At 62.6% G+C, this 13,573-nt stretch carries 19 protein-coding genes and 1 riboswitch; of the genes, 10 read left to right on the forward strand and 9 right to left on the reverse strand.

What is annotated here, in order from left to right:
- On the reverse strand, positions 1 to 480 hold a 480-nt coding region (locus A0O30_RS03810; RefSeq protein WP_305891557.1), incomplete at its 3' end, for a solute carrier family 23 protein.
- 2 nt (positions 481 to 482) lie between these two features.
- The gene (gene upp / locus A0O30_RS03815; protein ID WP_011532223.1) at positions 483 to 1,121 is read right to left on the reverse strand and encodes a uracil phosphoribosyltransferase; all 639 of its coding nucleotides are present in this window, start codon (positions 1,119 to 1,121) and stop codon (positions 483 to 485) included.
- A gap of 162 nt (positions 1,122 to 1,283) precedes the next feature.
- Between upp and A0O30_RS03820 the strand changes: the two genes are divergently transcribed.
- From A0O30_RS03820 to A0O30_RS03835, 4 genes are all read left to right on the forward strand, one after another.
- Positions 1,284 to 1,841, forward strand: a complete 558-nt coding sequence (locus A0O30_RS03820; protein WP_019099801.1) for a hypoxanthine-guanine phosphoribosyltransferase — start codon at positions 1,284 to 1,286, stop codon at positions 1,839 to 1,841.
- A 2-nt stretch (positions 1,842 to 1,843) separates the two neighbouring features.
- Entirely contained in the window at positions 1,844 to 2,317 is a 474-nt protein-coding gene (locus A0O30_RS03825) for a WbuC family cupin fold metalloprotein (protein ID WP_105945637.1), read from the forward strand.
- A 51-nt stretch (positions 2,318 to 2,368) separates the two neighbouring features.
- Complete coding sequence (locus A0O30_RS03830) at positions 2,369 to 2,839, forward strand: hypothetical protein (RefSeq protein ID WP_105945638.1); 471 nt, start codon at positions 2,369 to 2,371, stop codon at positions 2,837 to 2,839.
- Positions 2,840 to 2,907: 68 nt separating this feature from the next.
- The gene (locus A0O30_RS03835) at positions 2,908 to 3,198 is read left to right on the forward strand and encodes a PA4642 family protein (RefSeq protein ID WP_051095858.1); all 291 of its coding nucleotides are present in this window, start codon (positions 2,908 to 2,910) and stop codon (positions 3,196 to 3,198) included.
- 56 nt (positions 3,199 to 3,254) lie between these two features.
- Here A0O30_RS03835 and mqo read toward each other — a convergent pair whose 3' ends face one another.
- Positions 3,255 to 4,763, reverse strand: coding sequence for a malate dehydrogenase (quinone) (gene mqo / locus A0O30_RS03840; RefSeq protein ID WP_105945639.1), 1,509 nt, complete (start codon positions 4,761 to 4,763; stop codon positions 3,255 to 3,257).
- Between the two features lie 600 nt (positions 4,764 to 5,363).
- A complete protein-coding gene (locus A0O30_RS03845; RefSeq protein WP_105945640.1) occupies positions 5,364 to 5,597 on the reverse strand; it encodes a hypothetical protein in 234 nt (77 codons plus the stop codon).
- Positions 5,598 to 5,742: 145 nt separating this feature from the next.
- Between A0O30_RS03845 and A0O30_RS03850 the strand changes: the two genes are divergently transcribed.
- Entirely contained in the window at positions 5,743 to 6,327 is a 585-nt protein-coding gene (locus tag A0O30_RS03850) for a YajG family lipoprotein (protein WP_016713289.1), read from the forward strand.
- Between the two features lie 67 nt (positions 6,328 to 6,394).
- Here the strand turns inward: A0O30_RS03850 and A0O30_RS03855 are convergent, their stop codons facing one another.
- Positions 6,395 to 6,601: a hypothetical protein gene (locus tag A0O30_RS03855; protein WP_003247353.1), complete on the reverse strand. Its 207-nt coding sequence runs from the start codon at positions 6,599 to 6,601 to the stop codon at positions 6,395 to 6,397.
- Positions 6,602 to 6,760: 159 nt separating this feature from the next.
- On the opposite strand from A0O30_RS03855, the gene A0O30_RS03860 reads away from it, so the two are divergent.
- On the forward strand, positions 6,761 to 7,021 hold the full coding sequence (locus A0O30_RS03860) for a hypothetical protein (RefSeq protein ID WP_105945641.1): 261 nt from the start codon (positions 6,761 to 6,763) through the stop codon (positions 7,019 to 7,021).
- Positions 7,022 to 7,154: 133 nt separating this feature from the next.
- On the opposite strand, the gene A0O30_RS03865 is transcribed toward A0O30_RS03860, so the two are convergent.
- Positions 7,155 to 8,321 carry a 1-acyl-sn-glycerol-3-phosphate acyltransferase gene (locus A0O30_RS03865; protein ID WP_060500140.1) on the reverse strand — a complete coding sequence of 389 codons (1,167 nt, stop codon included), beginning with the start codon at positions 8,319 to 8,321 and terminating at the stop codon, positions 7,155 to 7,157.
- A gap of 125 nt (positions 8,322 to 8,446) precedes the next feature.
- Between A0O30_RS03865 and A0O30_RS03870 the strand changes: the two genes are divergently transcribed.
- The 4 genes from A0O30_RS03870 (at position 8,447) to A0O30_RS03885 (ending at position 10,521) form a co-directional block, all read left to right on the forward strand.
- Positions 8,447 to 8,629, forward strand: coding sequence for a CPXCG motif-containing cysteine-rich protein (locus A0O30_RS03870; protein WP_012270508.1), 183 nt, complete (start codon positions 8,447 to 8,449; stop codon positions 8,627 to 8,629).
- Entirely contained in the window at positions 8,629 to 8,889 is a 261-nt protein-coding gene (locus A0O30_RS03875; protein WP_105945642.1) for a putative signal transducing protein, read from the forward strand. The genes A0O30_RS03870 and A0O30_RS03875 overlap by 1 nt, the downstream gene beginning before the upstream one ends.
- A gap of 15 nt (positions 8,890 to 8,904) precedes the next feature.
- On the forward strand, positions 8,905 to 9,525 hold the full coding sequence (locus A0O30_RS03880) for an SOS response-associated peptidase (RefSeq protein ID WP_105945643.1): 621 nt from the start codon (positions 8,905 to 8,907) through the stop codon (positions 9,523 to 9,525).
- 180 nt (positions 9,526 to 9,705) lie between these two features.
- On the forward strand, positions 9,706 to 10,521 hold the full coding sequence (locus A0O30_RS03885) for a M48 family metallopeptidase (protein WP_105945644.1): 816 nt from the start codon (positions 9,706 to 9,708) through the stop codon (positions 10,519 to 10,521).
- Positions 10,522 to 10,646: 125 nt separating this feature from the next.
- Here A0O30_RS03885 and A0O30_RS03890 read toward each other — a convergent pair whose 3' ends face one another.
- The 3 genes from A0O30_RS03890 to A0O30_RS03900 form a co-directional block, all read right to left on the reverse strand.
- A complete protein-coding gene (locus tag A0O30_RS03890) occupies positions 10,647 to 11,231 on the reverse strand; it encodes a TMEM165/GDT1 family protein (RefSeq protein ID WP_016484894.1) in 585 nt (194 codons plus the stop codon).
- Between the two features lie 88 nt (positions 11,232 to 11,319).
- A riboswitch (yybP-ykoY riboswitch) is annotated at positions 11,320 to 11,459 on the reverse strand.
- 40 nt (positions 11,460 to 11,499) lie between these two features.
- On the reverse strand, positions 11,500 to 12,498 hold the full coding sequence (locus A0O30_RS03895) for a class I SAM-dependent methyltransferase (protein ID WP_105945645.1): 999 nt from the start codon (positions 12,496 to 12,498) through the stop codon (positions 11,500 to 11,502).
- Positions 12,499 to 12,552: 54 nt separating this feature from the next.
- The gene (locus tag A0O30_RS03900) at positions 12,553 to 13,518 is read right to left on the reverse strand and encodes a 2-hydroxyacid dehydrogenase (RefSeq protein WP_105945646.1); all 966 of its coding nucleotides are present in this window, start codon (positions 13,516 to 13,518) and stop codon (positions 12,553 to 12,555) included.
- Positions 13,519 to 13,573 lie beyond the last annotated feature (55 nt).

Genomic DNA, 13,573 nt, shown 5'->3' on the forward strand with positions numbered 1-13,573 from the left:
CGAGATCATCATGGCGGTCTTGTACGGCAGCAGCACGCTGCCATCACCGGCCTTGCCCATTGCCATGTTGGCAGCAATCGGTGCCATGGCCAAGCCAATGGAGATGATCACCGGGCCGATCACCACCGGCGGCAGCATGCGGTCGATGAACCCGGTGCCTTTGATTTTTACCATCAGGCCCATGAAGGTGTACACGAAGCCTGCGGCCATCACGCCGCCCATGGTCTCGGCCAGGCCGAACTGGCCCTTGGCGAGGATGATCGGGGTGATGAAGGCAAAGCTGGAGGCCAGGAACACCGGTACCTGGCGGCCGGTGACCAGCTGGAACAGCAGGGTGCCGATGCCGGCGGTGAACAGCGCGACGTTCGGGTCGAGGCCGGTGATCAATGGCATCAGCACCAGCGCGCCGAATGCCACGAAGAGCATCTGCGCGCCCGAAACGACCTGGCGCCAGAGCGGGTCGTTGAAGCCGTCCTGCATGGTCAGGCGTCCTTTTGCTTGGTGCCGAAGATCTTGTCACCGGCATCGCCCAGGCCCGGCACGATGTAGCCGTGTTCGTTCAGACGCTGGTCGATCGAGGCGGTGTAGATCTGCACATCCGGGTGGGCTTTTTCCACCACTTCGATGCCTTCTGGCGCGGCAACCAGCACCATGGCGCGGATCTCTTTGCAGCCGGCCTTTTTCAGCAGGTCGATGGTGGCGACCATCGAGCCGCCGGTGGCCAGCATCGGGTCGATGATCAGGGCCAGGCGCTGGTTGATATCCGGCGCGAGTTTTTCCAGGTAGGTGTGGGCTTCCAGGGTTTCTTCGTTGCGGGCAACGCCGACGGCGCTCACCTTGGCGCCCGGAATCAGGCTGAGCACGCCGTCGAGCATGCCGATGCCGGCGCGCAGGATAGGCACCACGGTGATTTTCTTGCCGGCGATTTTTTCAACTTGAACCTTGCCACACCAGCCGTCGATCTCGTAGGTTTCGAGTGGCAGGTCCTGGGTGGCTTCGTAGGTCAGGAGCGCGCCGACTTCCTGGGCGAGTTCGCGAAAATTCTTGGTGCTGATATCGGCACGGCGCATCAGGCCGAGCTTGTGGCGGATCAGCGGATGGCGGATCTCACGAGTGGGCATAGGGGGGCTCCGAAAGGCGGGCAAAAAAACCGCGCTAGATTAATCTATTCAGCCTGTGCTGTCGTCTGGTCATTCTGGACGTTAGTCCATAAATGCTTGATCTGTGACGAGCGGATGCGTACCTTTGCCCGCTTTTCCAAAATGCACCCCCCGGAGAGCGCCATGTCCGCCGATCTCGAGCATATCCGTCAAGTCATGCGTGAAGCTGACTGCCTGTACAACGAAGCTGAAGTCGAAGCGGCCATCGCCAACGTCGGCGAGCAGATCTGCAAAGACCTGCACGACAAGAACCCGGTGGTGTTCTGCGTGATGAACGGCGGCCTGATCTTCGCCGGCAAACTGCTCACCCACCTGCAGTTCCCGCTGGAAGCTTCGTACCTGCACGCCACCCGCTACCGCAACCAGACCAGCGGCGGTGAGCTGTTCTGGAAGGCCAAACCGGAAGTGTCGTTCATCGACCGTGACGTGCTGATCGTCGATGACATCCTCGACGAAGGCCACACCCTCAGCGCCATCATCGAGTTCTGCAAACATGCCGGCGCACGCTCGGTGCACACTGCGGTACTGATCGACAAGGACCACGACCGCAAGGCCAGCCCGGACCTCAAGGCCAACTACGTGGGCCTGCCGTGCGTCGACCGCTACATCTTCGGCTACGGAATGGACTACAAAGGCTACTGGCGCAACGCCAACGGCATCTTCGCCGTCAAGGGGCTGTGACCGTGCGCCAGCCTGCGTTCATCGACCAATCGCTGTTCGCCGGGCTGGCCGAAAAGGCTGCCGCCAACCCGCGCGGGCGCCAGCATCACACCTTCCATGAGATGGAAGAGCCTTGCCACCGCATGGCGGTGGGGCTGCAGCCAAATACCTATATTCCGCCGCACCGCCACCTGAGCGACGACAAGGCTGAAGCCCTGATCGTGCTCAAGGGCCGCCTGGGCTTGCTGATCTTCGATGAGCAGGGCGTGGTAACCGCCAGGCGGGTGCTGCAGGCGGGCGGCGACTGCCTGGGCGTGGACCTGCCACCGGGCACCTACCATGGGTTGGTGGTGCTGGAGCCAGACAGCATGCTGTTCGAATGCAAGGCCGGGCCTTATCGGCCAGTGGGCGAGGGCGAGCATGCGCACTGGGCGCCGCGTGAAGGCGAAGAGGGTGTCGCCGAGTACCAGGCCTGGATGCGCGCGCAGTTCGATTGATAGTGCCTGCACACGGCATGCTAGAGTGCTCCTTCATACAAGGAGCCTCACATGCGTGCGATTCTTCCCCTCCTGCTGGCAGTCAGCCTGCCACTCGCCGCCGCACCGCTGCACAGTCAGTTCCTGCCACCTGACGACCTGTCTTTACGCCAGGAGGCGCCGACCGGCCAGCAATTGCTGCAAGTGACCGACTACTCCGTGGTGGTGGGTGCCCAGCGCCAGTCCGATCAGCAGCCGATCCCGATCACGTCGTCGTTGCAGGTGCGCCTGAAAGGCAAGCCGCTGAGCAAGGGCGCGACCATTGCCCAGGTGCTGCTGACGTTCGACGGCGAGGCGGCCAAGAGCCTGAAGAAGCCCGTGTATGACGAAAAAACCCGCACCCTGAGCCTGAATTACCCGGTCAGCGACTATCGGGTGATCATGGACCTGCTGCGCAACGAAACGCTGTATGTGCAGTTTCTGACCTATGGCAACGGCCATATCTGGGCCGACCTGCACACCGGTACCGTACGTACGCGTTGAGGCACGCGGCCTGCGGGGGGTACACTGCCGGCCTTCGAAATTCCGTGATGGTCCAGTTGGAGTCGGCAATGCGTAAAGACAAGAAACAGGTAATCGGTGACGAAATCAGCGACGACTACATCAAGTCGTTCCTTCAGTTCGAGCCGGCCGATGGCGTGACCTCGCCGTCGCTGCACAAGCTGGTCAAGGCCTACCGTGGCCTGCGCGTCGATGACTTCGAGCGCTTTGTCGGCTTCTTCGTCGAAGCAGGCCTGGACCTGGATGGCAAGGACGAGCACGGCAAGACCTTCGTCGAGCAAATTGCCGACCAGCGCAATGCGCCGGAGTACATCGAGATCATCGATAACGCCCGCGGCTGATAACGGCCCAGGCACAAAAAAACGCCCCGAGGGGCGTTTTTTCGTTTCAGGCCGGCTTAAGCGTAATGCTTGGCTGCCGGGCTGCTTTCCACCAGGTCCAGCGCCACGTCGTTGTCGGCACTGATCTTGTGGTACAGCGCGGCATCGGTCGCCAGCGTCTTCTCGCGCGCCGGGAAGATTTCCTTGAGCTTGGCAGCCCAGGCACCTTTGGCTTGCTCGGGGAAGCAGCGCTCGATCAGTTCCAGCATGATCGACACGGTAACCGAAGCACCTGGCGATGCGCCGAGCAGTGCGGCCAGGCTGCCGTCCTGGGCCGAGACCAGCTCGGTACCAAACTGCAGCACGCCGCCTTTCTTCGGGTCTTTCTTGATGATCTGCACACGCTGACCGGCCACTTCCAGGCGCCAGTCTTCGGCCTTGGCCTGCGGGTAGAAGCGACGCAGGGCTTCCAGGCGCTGCTCCATCGACTGCATCACTTCGCTGACCAGGTACTTGGTCAGGTCCATGTTGTCGCGGGCTACGGCCAGCATCGGGCCGATGTTGCCCATGCGTACCGACAGCGGCAGGTCCATCAGCGAACCGTGCTTGAGGAACTTGGTGGTGAAGCCAGCGTACGGGCCGAACAGCAGCGAAGTCTTGCCGTCCACAACGCGGGTGTCCAGGTGCGGTACCGACATCGGCGGGGCGCCTACGGCGGCCTGGCTGTAGACCTTGGCCTGGTGCTGTTTGACGATTTCCGGGTTGTCGCAACGCAGCCACTGGCCGCTGACCGGGAAACCGCCGAAGCCTTTGCTTTCCGGGATGCCCGACAACTGGAGCAGCGGCAGGGCCGCGCCACCGGCGCCCAGGAAGACGAAGCGGGCGTCGACTTCACGGCTGCCGCCGCTGTTGACGTCCTTGATGCTCACGGTCCAGCCGCTGCCGTTACGGCGCAGGCCGACAACCTTCTTGCTGTACTTGACCTGTGCGTCCTGCGAGTCGCCCAGCAGCTTGAGCAGCTTGTTGGTCAGGGCGCCGAAGTTGACGTCGGTGCCTTTGGCCACGCGGGTAGCGGCGATGTGCTGGTCGGCCGGGCGGCCAGGCATCATCAGCGGCATCCAGTCGTTCATCACGGCCTTGTCTTCGGTGTATTCCATGTCGGCGAAGGCATGGTGCTGCTTGAGCAGCTCGAAGCGCTTCTTGAGGAAGGAAACACCCTTGTCACCTTCGACGTAGCTCAGGTGCGGGACAGGGTTGATGAACGCACGTGCCGAGCCGAAGTTGCCCTTCTTGCTCAGGTAAGCCCAGAACTGGCGCGAAACCTCGAACTGGGTGTTGATGTGCACGGCCTTCTTGATGTCGATGCTGCCATCGGCGGCCTGGGGCGTGTAGTTAAGCTCGCACAGACCGGCGTGGCCGGTGCCTGCGTTGTTCCAGGGGTTGGAGCTTTCCGCGGCTCCGGAGTCCATCGCCTCGACGACCTCAAGCTTCAGGGTCGGGTCGAGCTCCTTGAGCAGTACGGCCAGGGTGGCACTCATGATGCCCGCGCCTACCAGTACCACATCAACCGATTCGTTCTGCGCCATTTAACGCGTCTCCACAATCTACAGCTACCTAATTGACAGCATAGGACCTGGGTTCGCCAGGGTCGCCATGTCCGACTTTTCGCAGTTCTTGCAACTTCCGCGGACACCGCCAATCAGTCTTCGGGTTCGGGTATTGAACGCCGTTTGCCACAGGTGCGGCAATTCGACTTATGGTCAAGGTGTCGTGCGTGCGTTATGGAACGGTTCAGACACTCATACGGGATGAGCGCATTTGCCGCCTGTTCAGGGCTGTTCGGGACACATCTGCCGCTTTTGCACATGCCAGACTGTTCATTTGCTCGCCACACTCTTGTGAAGTTGTGAAAACCGTTTTTTCACGCTCTTTTGGAGACGTGAACCTCAAAGGGGGACTGCGCGATGGCAACCCGCAGGTTCATGCAGTGTGAAGGGCCGGAAAAGCAGGCACGACAGCCGATGCAAGACCTGAGTGGAAGGCTCTCTGTGGGCGAAGCGGTGAAGTTGCCGGGGTCAATCGGCGAGTGCGGGGCCCGATCAGGAGACGTCCTTATAATCGGGGGGAGATTATAGCGATGTCGCGGGCAGAAATGTCGCCATTCGTGGTTTTTATTGCAGCGTTTGTCAGGCCGCGAGGATGCGCTGGTGCCAGCGGCGGCTTGCGCGGGTGCAAACCCGGGCGTCGGCAGGCAGTTCGTGGCCCAGCCAGGCCAACCGGATTTCACCAATCCGGACCCAGTCGCTGCCGCTGGGTGGCTGGCTGCATTGCTTGAAGGCCACGCATTTGCCGTGGGCATCGAGGCGGGCATAGGCATTGTGGCGCGGGCGTTGGAAGAGCAGCGTCCAGAGCGAGGCCATGACGGGGAGTCCTTTGCGTGAGGGCTTGGCGCAAGGATAAGGGCGAGGCCATGAAACGATTGTGACAAGCGGGCCGGACCGATGACTGGTCGATGCGTGCCTAGGTATACTGTGCGCCTTAGCCGCATTTTCTGGAGAAACGCGCATGTTGCAACGTCTGTTGTTCGGTTTGATCGCCGTGGCCAGCCTCAGCCTGGTCGGTTGTGCCCACAGCCCGCAACAACTCAACCCGCAACCCACGCTCAAGGCCCAGCTCACGCCGGTCGGCCATGGCCAGCCGGTGGTGGTCCGGGTGGTTGACGGCCGGGCTTCGCAGTCCCTGGGTACCCGTGGTGGCATGTACCCTGAAACCAGCACCATCAGCGTCAGCGGTAACGACGTGGTGCCCAAGCTGCAAGCCCAGGCCGAAGCGGCCGTGCGCCTGCTCGGTTTCACCCCGACGCCAAATGCCTATAACGCACCGCAGCTGACCGTGACCCTGGCCGAGCTGAAATACCAGTCGCCCAAAGACAACCTGTACGTGACCGAAGCCACCATCGGCGCCACCTTCCGTGCCGACGTGCGCAACGGCGGCCGCAGCTACAGCGGCCGTTACGGTGCTTCGCTGGACCAGCGTTTCGGCATGGCGCCGAACCAGGACACCAACACCCAGCTGGTGGGTGATGTGCTGAGCGATGCGCTGACCCGTATGTTCAAAGACCCGACCATCGGGCAGGTGCTGGGGCAGTAAGCCTTCGGCAATAAAAGAAAACCCGCTGCCTGGGTGCCAGGCAGCGGGTTTTTTTGTCTGTGCAGGTTCAAGCCGCTTCTATGTGGAAATCCAGCAGGCTGAAGCCGGTTCCGGCATCCACTTCGGGCAAGTCTTCATGCACATGCCCACCTAGCGCACAGTAGACGAGCCATTGGCGGTCCTGCACGTTGATGGCAAAACCATCGATCAGCGCCTGTTGTTCATCGCTCTGGGCGACGAGATAAAGGCGGTCCTGGTTTTCGGCGTGCAACATGAACAAGCTCCGGGTCATGAAAGGCCGATAGGGTGGCCTGTTCTGATGACGAGCTAATGACAGATGAAATTTAATGACACTTTGTCGCCCAGGCAGGGTGCCGGGGTGCGACTTGGGTAAAATGCGGGCCTTTGTTGCTGCTCACACCGAGGTCGCCTGATGTCCTTGCAAGTGCTCTGGGGGTTTCTGTCCGCCCACCCCGTCAAGTGGATCAACCTGCTGGCGCTGCTGCTGACCTGTCCGGGCGGGTTGCTGCTGCACAGTGCACGGCGGCGTGATGCCGAGACCCGTGAATACATGGCAGTGGATGAGGGGATTGTGGACGCGTTCGACCTGCGGGTGCCGAAGTACTTCTATATCCTCGGTTTCTCGTGCCTGGCGATGGCGTTGTTGCTGTCCTGGTTCAGTACCTGGGTTTGAGAATCTGGGGCCGCTTTGCGGCCCATCGCCGGCAAGCCAGCTCCCACAGGATTGCACAAGCCTGAGGGGCATGCGGTCCCTGTGGGAGCTGGCTTGCCGGCGATGGGCTGCCAAAGCAGCCCCCAGCAATCTATCAGGCGACCGGCGCTTGTTGCCTGACCTGGTACTGGTTACGCACCGGTGTCGCATACTGCACCACCAGGTACGGCCGCTGCTCTTCAGGGCAGGCATCCAGCCGGCGCTGCCATTCTTCCTTGGCCTTGGCCAGCTCATCAGCCGGGAACACTTTTTCGGCGCTTGGTACCTGCAGCGCCTCATCTTTGGCGTCCCACATCGCATACGCCAGGTAATGCACCGGGAATAGCCGGTAGCCACCCAGGATCTGCCGGTCGATTTCCGCCGCCAGCTGCTTGGTGTCCTCGTGGTATTCGGTCACCGGTGGGGCGAAGTTGATGTGCACCCGGCCCTTGTAGCCGGTAATGCCCTTGGCGATGCTGTTGTCATCCTCGCCCGGCGCCTTCTTGTAGGTGCCGGTGGTGGCGCGGATGTAAAGCTCGCGGGCCTTGGCCTGGTCGCACGGGTCGTATTCGTAGCTGATCGACACGGGCGTCAGGTTAAGGCTCTGGATCACCGCGCCGAACGGCTCGTCCTTGCGGCTCATGTGGAACATCTTGAGGATTGCCGAGTCGGTGCGGTCGTCACCGTCCTTGGCCCGCCCTTCGGCCTGGGCGATCCAGATCGAGGTGGCATCGTTGCGGATCGAGTGGTTGATGTAGGCCGAGAGCAACTGGTAAGCCGCCAGCTTCTCGCGGCGGCCGCTGATCGAACGGTGCACGATGAAGCTTTTGTTCAGGCGCATCATGTCGCTGACAAAGGGCTTTTGCAGCAGGTTGTCACCGATGGCGATGCGCGGCGTGGGCAGGCCGGCGTGGTACACCGCATAGTTGACGAAGGCGGGGTCCATGACGATGTCACGGTGGTTGGCCAGGAACAGGTAGGCAGTGCCGGCCTTGAGCTGCTCCACGCCCGAATAGGTGACGCCGTCGGTGGCACGGTCGATAGTCTGGTCGACGTAGTACTCGACTTTGTCCTGCAAGGTGGAAACGCAGGTAACGCCGGCGAATTCCTTGCGCAGGCGGCGGGCAATCAGCGGTTTGAGCAACCAGCCGAGAGCACCGGCCGCACGCGGGAAGCGGAAGTGGGTGAGGATATCGAGGAATGCCGGGTCGCTGAGCAGGCGTGCCAGAACGGCAGGGACCTCAGCGTCGTCGTACGGTCGGATGGCATCGAATTCGCCCATCATGCTCTCTTGTTGGAAACGGCTAGGGTAATAAGGTAGGGGCGGGCTCCGAAAAACGGCTCGGACACACACTGGCCCTGTAAACAGACCGGCAATTATACGCATAAGTCACCCCGGAGGCCGCGATGCTGGAAACTGCGATCTACGATTGCCCTTATTGTGGCGAAGAAGTCGAAACCACGGTGGACCTGTCCGGCGGCGATCAGGAGTACATCGAGGACTGTCAGGTATGCTGCAAGCCTATCCGCTTCGTGCTGCAGGTTCATGGCGAGGAGTGGATGCTGGATGTCTTCGGTGAGAACGACTGATGCAGCGGATCTATGAACCGGAAAACCTGCTCGAAGCCGAAATGCTGATCGGGATGCTGGCCAGTGAGGGTGTCGACGTGCAACTGGTGGGCCGTGACCTGATGGGCGGTGTGGGCGAGTTGCCGATGCAAGGCTTGCTGGGGCTTGCGGTAGCGGATGAGCAGGCCGAGTACGCACGGCGGCTGATCGATGCGTACAATGATGCCCAGCCACTGGTTGGCGACGAACCGGAGAGTTTCCCCGGTACCTTGATCTGCTAGGTTCTGAATTCGCCCATGTGTGGACGTTACGCCCTGTTTCGCTGGCCCCAGGCGCTGGCCAGCCTGCCTGGTTTTCCTGAAGGCCAGCCGGCCCAATGGAACATTGCTCCCGGTGCCTCGGTGCTGATCCAGCGCCAGCTCGACGGCCAGCAGCAACTGGCCAAGGCGCGCTGGGGGCTGACCCCGGCCTGGCTTACCGACCTGTCCCGCACCCCCGCCCATGCCCGCGCCGAAACGCTGGCCGAGCAACCCATGTTTCGCGAGGCGTTTCGCCAGCGCCGCTGCCTGATGCCGGCCAACGGCTTTTACGAGTGGCGTGGCAGCGTGCGTAAACGCCCGTACTGGTTGACCCCGGGGGAGGGTTCGTCGCTTTACTTTGCGGCGGTGTGGGAGGCCTATCCCGTGCAGGATCAGGTGTGGCTTAGCTGTGCGGTGGTGACCCAGGCGGCCATGAACCAGCGTCGACCGCTGATACTGGATGAGGCGGGGCAGGCGGCCTGGCTCGACCCGGATACGCCGGTTACCCGCTTGCACGAGTTGCTGGCCAGCCCTGCGGCACAGCTGCGCGAGCGGGCCCTGGCCAATTTCGTCAATGATCCGAAGCTGGATGCGCCGGAGTGTCTTACCCCGGCTTGATGTGCCGCCTGTACCGGCCTCTTCGCGGGCACGCCCGCTCCCACAGGTTTAAGTTGTACCTGTGGGAGCGGGCGTGCCCGCGAAGAGGCCAGTGCAGGCGACGAAAATCTTCCCTACGGCTATAGCAGGCACTGGCGACACGGCCTAGGATACGGCGCATGTAAAAAAGGGAGTGTTTTCATGCGTAAGTCTTTTGTTGTCAGCCTGTTGAGTGCTGGCATCCTGCTGGCCGGCTGCCAGGCGGTGAACACCACCAGCGGCGGTGCTGTCGGCGTACAGCGCCAGCAGTACATGTTCAGCATGCTTTCGACCGATGAGGTCAACCAGATGTACGCCCAGTCGTACCAGCAGACCTTGGGCGAAGCGTCGAGCAAGGGGGTGCTCGACAAGTCCAGCGCCGATGCCAAACGCGTGCAGGTCATCGCCAACCGCCTGATCGCCCAGGCGCCCAAGTTCCGCCCGGATGCTGCGCAGTGGAACTGGGAAGTCAACGTGATCAAAAGCGACGAACTGAACGCCAACTGCGGCCCGGGCGGCAAGATCATCGTCTACACCGGGCTGATCGATCAGCTCAAGCTCACCGATGCGGAAATTGCCGCCGTGGTGGGGCATGAAATTGCCCACGCCCTGCGTGAGCACAGCCGCGAGGCGATGTCCAAGGCCTATGGCGTGCAAATGGCCCGCCAGGGTGCCGGTGCCCTCCTGGGCCTGGGCGAGGGCAGCATGGCCATGGCCGATGCCGTGGTGAACTACTCCATGACCCTGCCCAACAGCCGGGCCAACGAGAACGAAGCCGACCTGATCGGCCTTGAGCTTTCGGCGCGCGCTGGTTACGACCCGAATGCCGCGATCACCTTGTGGAACAAGATGAGCAAGGCTTCCGAAGGCGCGCCGCCAGAGTTCATGAGCACTCACCCGGCTTCTGAAAGCCGTATCGCTTCGTTGCAGGCAGCGATTCCGAAGGTGATGCCGCTGTACCAGGCTGCCAAGCAGTAGTTGCAGAACCAGGGGCCGCTTTGCGGCCCATCGCGACACAAGGCCGCTCCTACAAGGGTTACGCGATCCCCTGTAGGAGCGGCCTTGTGTCGCGAAAGGGGCGCAAAGCGCCCCCACTTTTGCCGTTATCCCACCCAGCCACTGGCCTTCATCGCCGAGTACACGGCCACGATCGCCAGCACGAAGAACGCCGTGGCCGCCAGGCGACGAATCAGCGTCAGTGGCAGCTTGTCTGCCGCGAAGTTACCCGCCAGAACCACCGGCACGTTGGCAATCAGCATGCCCAGCGTGGTACCGATAATGACCATGATCAGGTGCGGATACTGCGCAGCCAGCATCACGGTTGCAACCTGGGTCTTGTCCCCGATTTCGGCCAGGAAGAACGCGATCAGCGTAGTCAGGAACGGTCCGAAGCGACGTGCCGGGTTTTCGTCGTCATCCATCTTGTCCGGTACCAGTGTCCACAGCGCGGTGGCGGTAAAGCTCGCGGCCAGGATCCAGTGCAGGGCCGAGTCGCTGAAGAAACTGCCAAACCAGGCGCCCACGGCACCGGCCGCCGCATGGTTGGCCAGGGTGGCGGCGATGATGCCGGCGATGATCGGCCAAGGCTTGCGGAAGCGGGCAGCAAGAATGAGAGCGAGCAGTTGCGTCTTGTCGCCGATTTCGGCCAAGGCAACGATAGCGGTGGGGACCAACAGAGATTCCAGCATCAGGATTCCTACGGGGGCGGGTCGACACGGCTATGACACGTACAGCCTCCCCGCCCCGGGTAAGGTGTGCGTGTCATAGGTCTTGTCAAACCCTGGATCCGTCTACGCGGATCTCTCCATGCAGGCTGGCATGGTGGGTCGCACGCGCCATGGTCTGTGGACCAAGTATGTTGACGCGTACCGGGCGAGCAGTGCGCTCGCGGGAGACTACTCCCCTAGGACGGTGCGGATTCTGCCTAGGCAAAACGCTTTCGGCAAGTGCTGTTTTTTATCCGTGGGTTGCGCGGTAGATACGGAAGCCGTCGGCCTCGTCGCGTACCTGGCAGTTGCCCAGTGCCCCTTCGATCAGCGGTTGGTAGCGCAGGAAGCTGTTGGCGACCAAGCGCATTTCGCCACCTTTTCGCAGATGAACGGCAGATTTTTTCAGCAAGTTCTCCGAGGCCTGGTAATTGGTGTGCACCCCGGTATGGAACGGCGGGTTGCTCAGGATCAGGCTCAGCTCGGTCGGTGCTGCGTCGATGCCATCACCGCTGATCACTTCGCCTTCCAGGCCGTTGGCAGCCAGCGTCAGACGACTGGCTTCTACTGCGAAGGCGTCCACATCCAGCAGCGTTACCCGGCTTTGTGGATAACGGCGCTTGACCGTGGCGCCCAATATCCCCGCGCCGCAGCCGAAGTCCAGCACATGGCCGCCTGGCAGGCCGTCGAGGTGCTTGAGCAGCAGGGCAGTACCGCGGTCGAGGCGGCCGTGGCTGAATACGCCCGGCAGGCTGACCACCTGCAAAGGGCCGTCTTCCAGCGCCAGCTCGAAGTGCTCGGCCAGGCTTGCCAGTGGCTTGGCCTCGGGTGCCTGCTCGATGGTCACTTGCCACAGCTGGCAGTGGCGGGCGCTGTCCAGCTTGCGCGGTTTGCCAAAGGCCTGTAGCTGCTTGGCCGCGCCTTCGATGCCGCCGCGTTTTTCGCCGACCAGGTACAGCTCACGACCGGCCAGGCGCGATGCCAGGGCATTCAACAGGTAGGCCGCCAGCTCACGGGACTTGGGCAGGAACAGCACGGCGCTGTCGAATGCCATTTCAGGCGGCTCGACTCCGTAATGGCTGCGGCCGGCGAAGCGGCTGTCGAGCATGGCCTGATCGCCGGCGTGCCAAGTCCAGGCCTCGGCCTGTGGCAATTGGGCGAGCAGGCCGTCGGCGGGGGCGCCAGCGATCAGCAGCGGCCCCTGGAACAGCTCTGCCTGGCGGAGCAACACTTCACTGCGCGGGTCCATGGACGACGCCTCCTGGAAAAAAGTGGCGCAGTGTAGCAGAGGCGGGCGCCGGGCTCAGCTGACCACGCGGCGTGGCTGCCCGGCGAAGAAGGCCTGGGCGTTCTCGCTGAGCTGGCCGACGATACGCTGGCGCGACTCTACCGCACCCCAGGCGCTGTGCGGGGTGATGATCAGGCGCGGGATACCCGGTTCGAGCAGCGGGTTGCCGTTGACCGGCGGCTCCACACTCAACACATCGGTGGCCGCACCGCCCAAGTGGCCTTGGCGCAGGGCGTCGGCCAACGCCTGTTCGTCGATCAGGCCGCCACGGGCTGTGTTGACCACCAGCGCATTGGGCTTGAGCAGGGCCAGTTCGCGGGCACCGAGCATATGCCGGGTGTGCTCGTTCAGTGGGCAATGCAGCGTCAAGGCGTCCACTTGCGGCAGTAGTTCGTCCAGTGGCAGCCGATCGTCACGTTCCGGGCGGCCGGGAATCTGCCCGCTCAGTACGCGCATGCCGAAGGCTTCGGCCAGCCGCGCCACCGCGCCGCCGAGCTCGCCGTGACCGAGCAGGCCGAGGGTTTTGCCCTCCAGCTCGACGATGGGGAAGTCCAGCAGGCAGAACTGGCTGGCCTTGGCCCATTGGCCGTCGGCTACTGCCTGGTTGTAGTCGCACAGGCGGGTGGCCAGGGCCAGCAGCAGGGCGAGGGTGTGCTGTGCGACGGACGGTGTGCCGTAACCCTGGCAGTTGCAGACGGTGATGCCTTGGGCGCGCGCCGCTGCCAGGTCGACATTGTTGGTGCCGGTGGCGGCCACCAGGATCAGCTTGAGCTGCGGGTTGGCGGCCAGGATGGGGGCGTCGAGCATGACCTTGTTACTGACCACTGCGACCGCGCCTTGCAGGCGCTCTGCCACCTGGTCGGGACGGGTGGCGGCGAACAGCTCGAATTCATCGAACTGCTGCTTCAGGGGCGAGAGGTCGAGGTCGCCAAGGTCCAGGGACTGGTGATCGAGAAACACGGCGCGACGCGGGCTGGGCATGGGGGGCTCCGGTGGCAGGGCGGGATGTTGGTGTTATGGCCATTCGCGGGCAGGC

The sequence above is a fragment of the Pseudomonas sp. LLC-1 genome, from assembly GCF_002992185.1.
In the GTDB taxonomy this organism is placed as follows: Bacteria; Pseudomonadota; Gammaproteobacteria; order Pseudomonadales; family Pseudomonadaceae; genus Aquipseudomonas; species Aquipseudomonas monteilii.

Excerpts from the sequence above, each read along its gene's own strand:
- A0O30_RS03895 (WP_105945645.1), bottom strand. The coding sequence starts at position 12,498 with ATGGACCCGCGCAGTGAAGTGTTGCTCCGCCAGGCAGAGCTGTTCCAG.
- A0O30_RS03850 (WP_016713289.1), top strand. The coding sequence starts at position 5,743 with ATGTTGCAACGTCTGTTGTTCGGTTTGATCGCCGTGGCCAGCCTCAGC.
- A0O30_RS03845 (WP_105945640.1), bottom strand. The coding sequence starts at position 5,597 with ATGGCCTCGCTCTGGACGCTGCTCTTCCAACGCCCGCGCCACAATGCC.
- A0O30_RS03875 (WP_105945642.1), top strand. The coding sequence starts at position 8,629 with ATGCAGCGGATCTATGAACCGGAAAACCTGCTCGAAGCCGAAATGCTG.
- A0O30_RS03900 (WP_105945646.1), bottom strand. The coding sequence starts at position 13,518 with ATGCCCAGCCCGCGTCGCGCCGTGTTTCTCGATCACCAGTCCCTGGAC.
- A0O30_RS03830 (WP_105945638.1), top strand. The coding sequence starts at position 2,369 with ATGCGTGCGATTCTTCCCCTCCTGCTGGCAGTCAGCCTGCCACTCGCC.
- A0O30_RS03870 (WP_012270508.1), top strand. The coding sequence starts at position 8,447 with ATGCTGGAAACTGCGATCTACGATTGCCCTTATTGTGGCGAAGAAGTC.
- A0O30_RS03835 (WP_051095858.1), top strand. The coding sequence starts at position 2,908 with ATGCGTAAAGACAAGAAACAGGTAATCGGTGACGAAATCAGCGACGAC.
- mqo (WP_105945639.1), bottom strand. The coding sequence starts at position 4,763 with ATGGCGCAGAACGAATCGGTTGATGTGGTACTGGTAGGCGCGGGCATC.
- A0O30_RS03865 (WP_060500140.1), bottom strand. The coding sequence starts at position 8,321 with ATGGGCGAATTCGATGCCATCCGACCGTACGACGACGCTGAGGTCCCT.
- A0O30_RS03855 (WP_003247353.1), bottom strand. The coding sequence starts at position 6,601 with ATGTTGCACGCCGAAAACCAGGACCGCCTTTATCTCGTCGCCCAGAGC.
- A0O30_RS03860 (WP_105945641.1), top strand. The coding sequence starts at position 6,761 with ATGTCCTTGCAAGTGCTCTGGGGGTTTCTGTCCGCCCACCCCGTCAAG.
- A0O30_RS03880 (WP_105945643.1), top strand. The coding sequence starts at position 8,905 with ATGTGTGGACGTTACGCCCTGTTTCGCTGGCCCCAGGCGCTGGCCAGC.
- A0O30_RS03885 (WP_105945644.1), top strand. The coding sequence starts at position 9,706 with ATGCGTAAGTCTTTTGTTGTCAGCCTGTTGAGTGCTGGCATCCTGCTG.
- A0O30_RS03820 (WP_019099801.1), top strand. The coding sequence starts at position 1,284 with ATGTCCGCCGATCTCGAGCATATCCGTCAAGTCATGCGTGAAGCTGAC.
- A0O30_RS03890 (WP_016484894.1), bottom strand. The coding sequence starts at position 11,231 with ATGCTGGAATCTCTGTTGGTCCCCACCGCTATCGTTGCCTTGGCCGAA.
- upp (WP_011532223.1), bottom strand. The coding sequence starts at position 1,121 with ATGCCCACTCGTGAGATCCGCCATCCGCTGATCCGCCACAAGCTCGGC.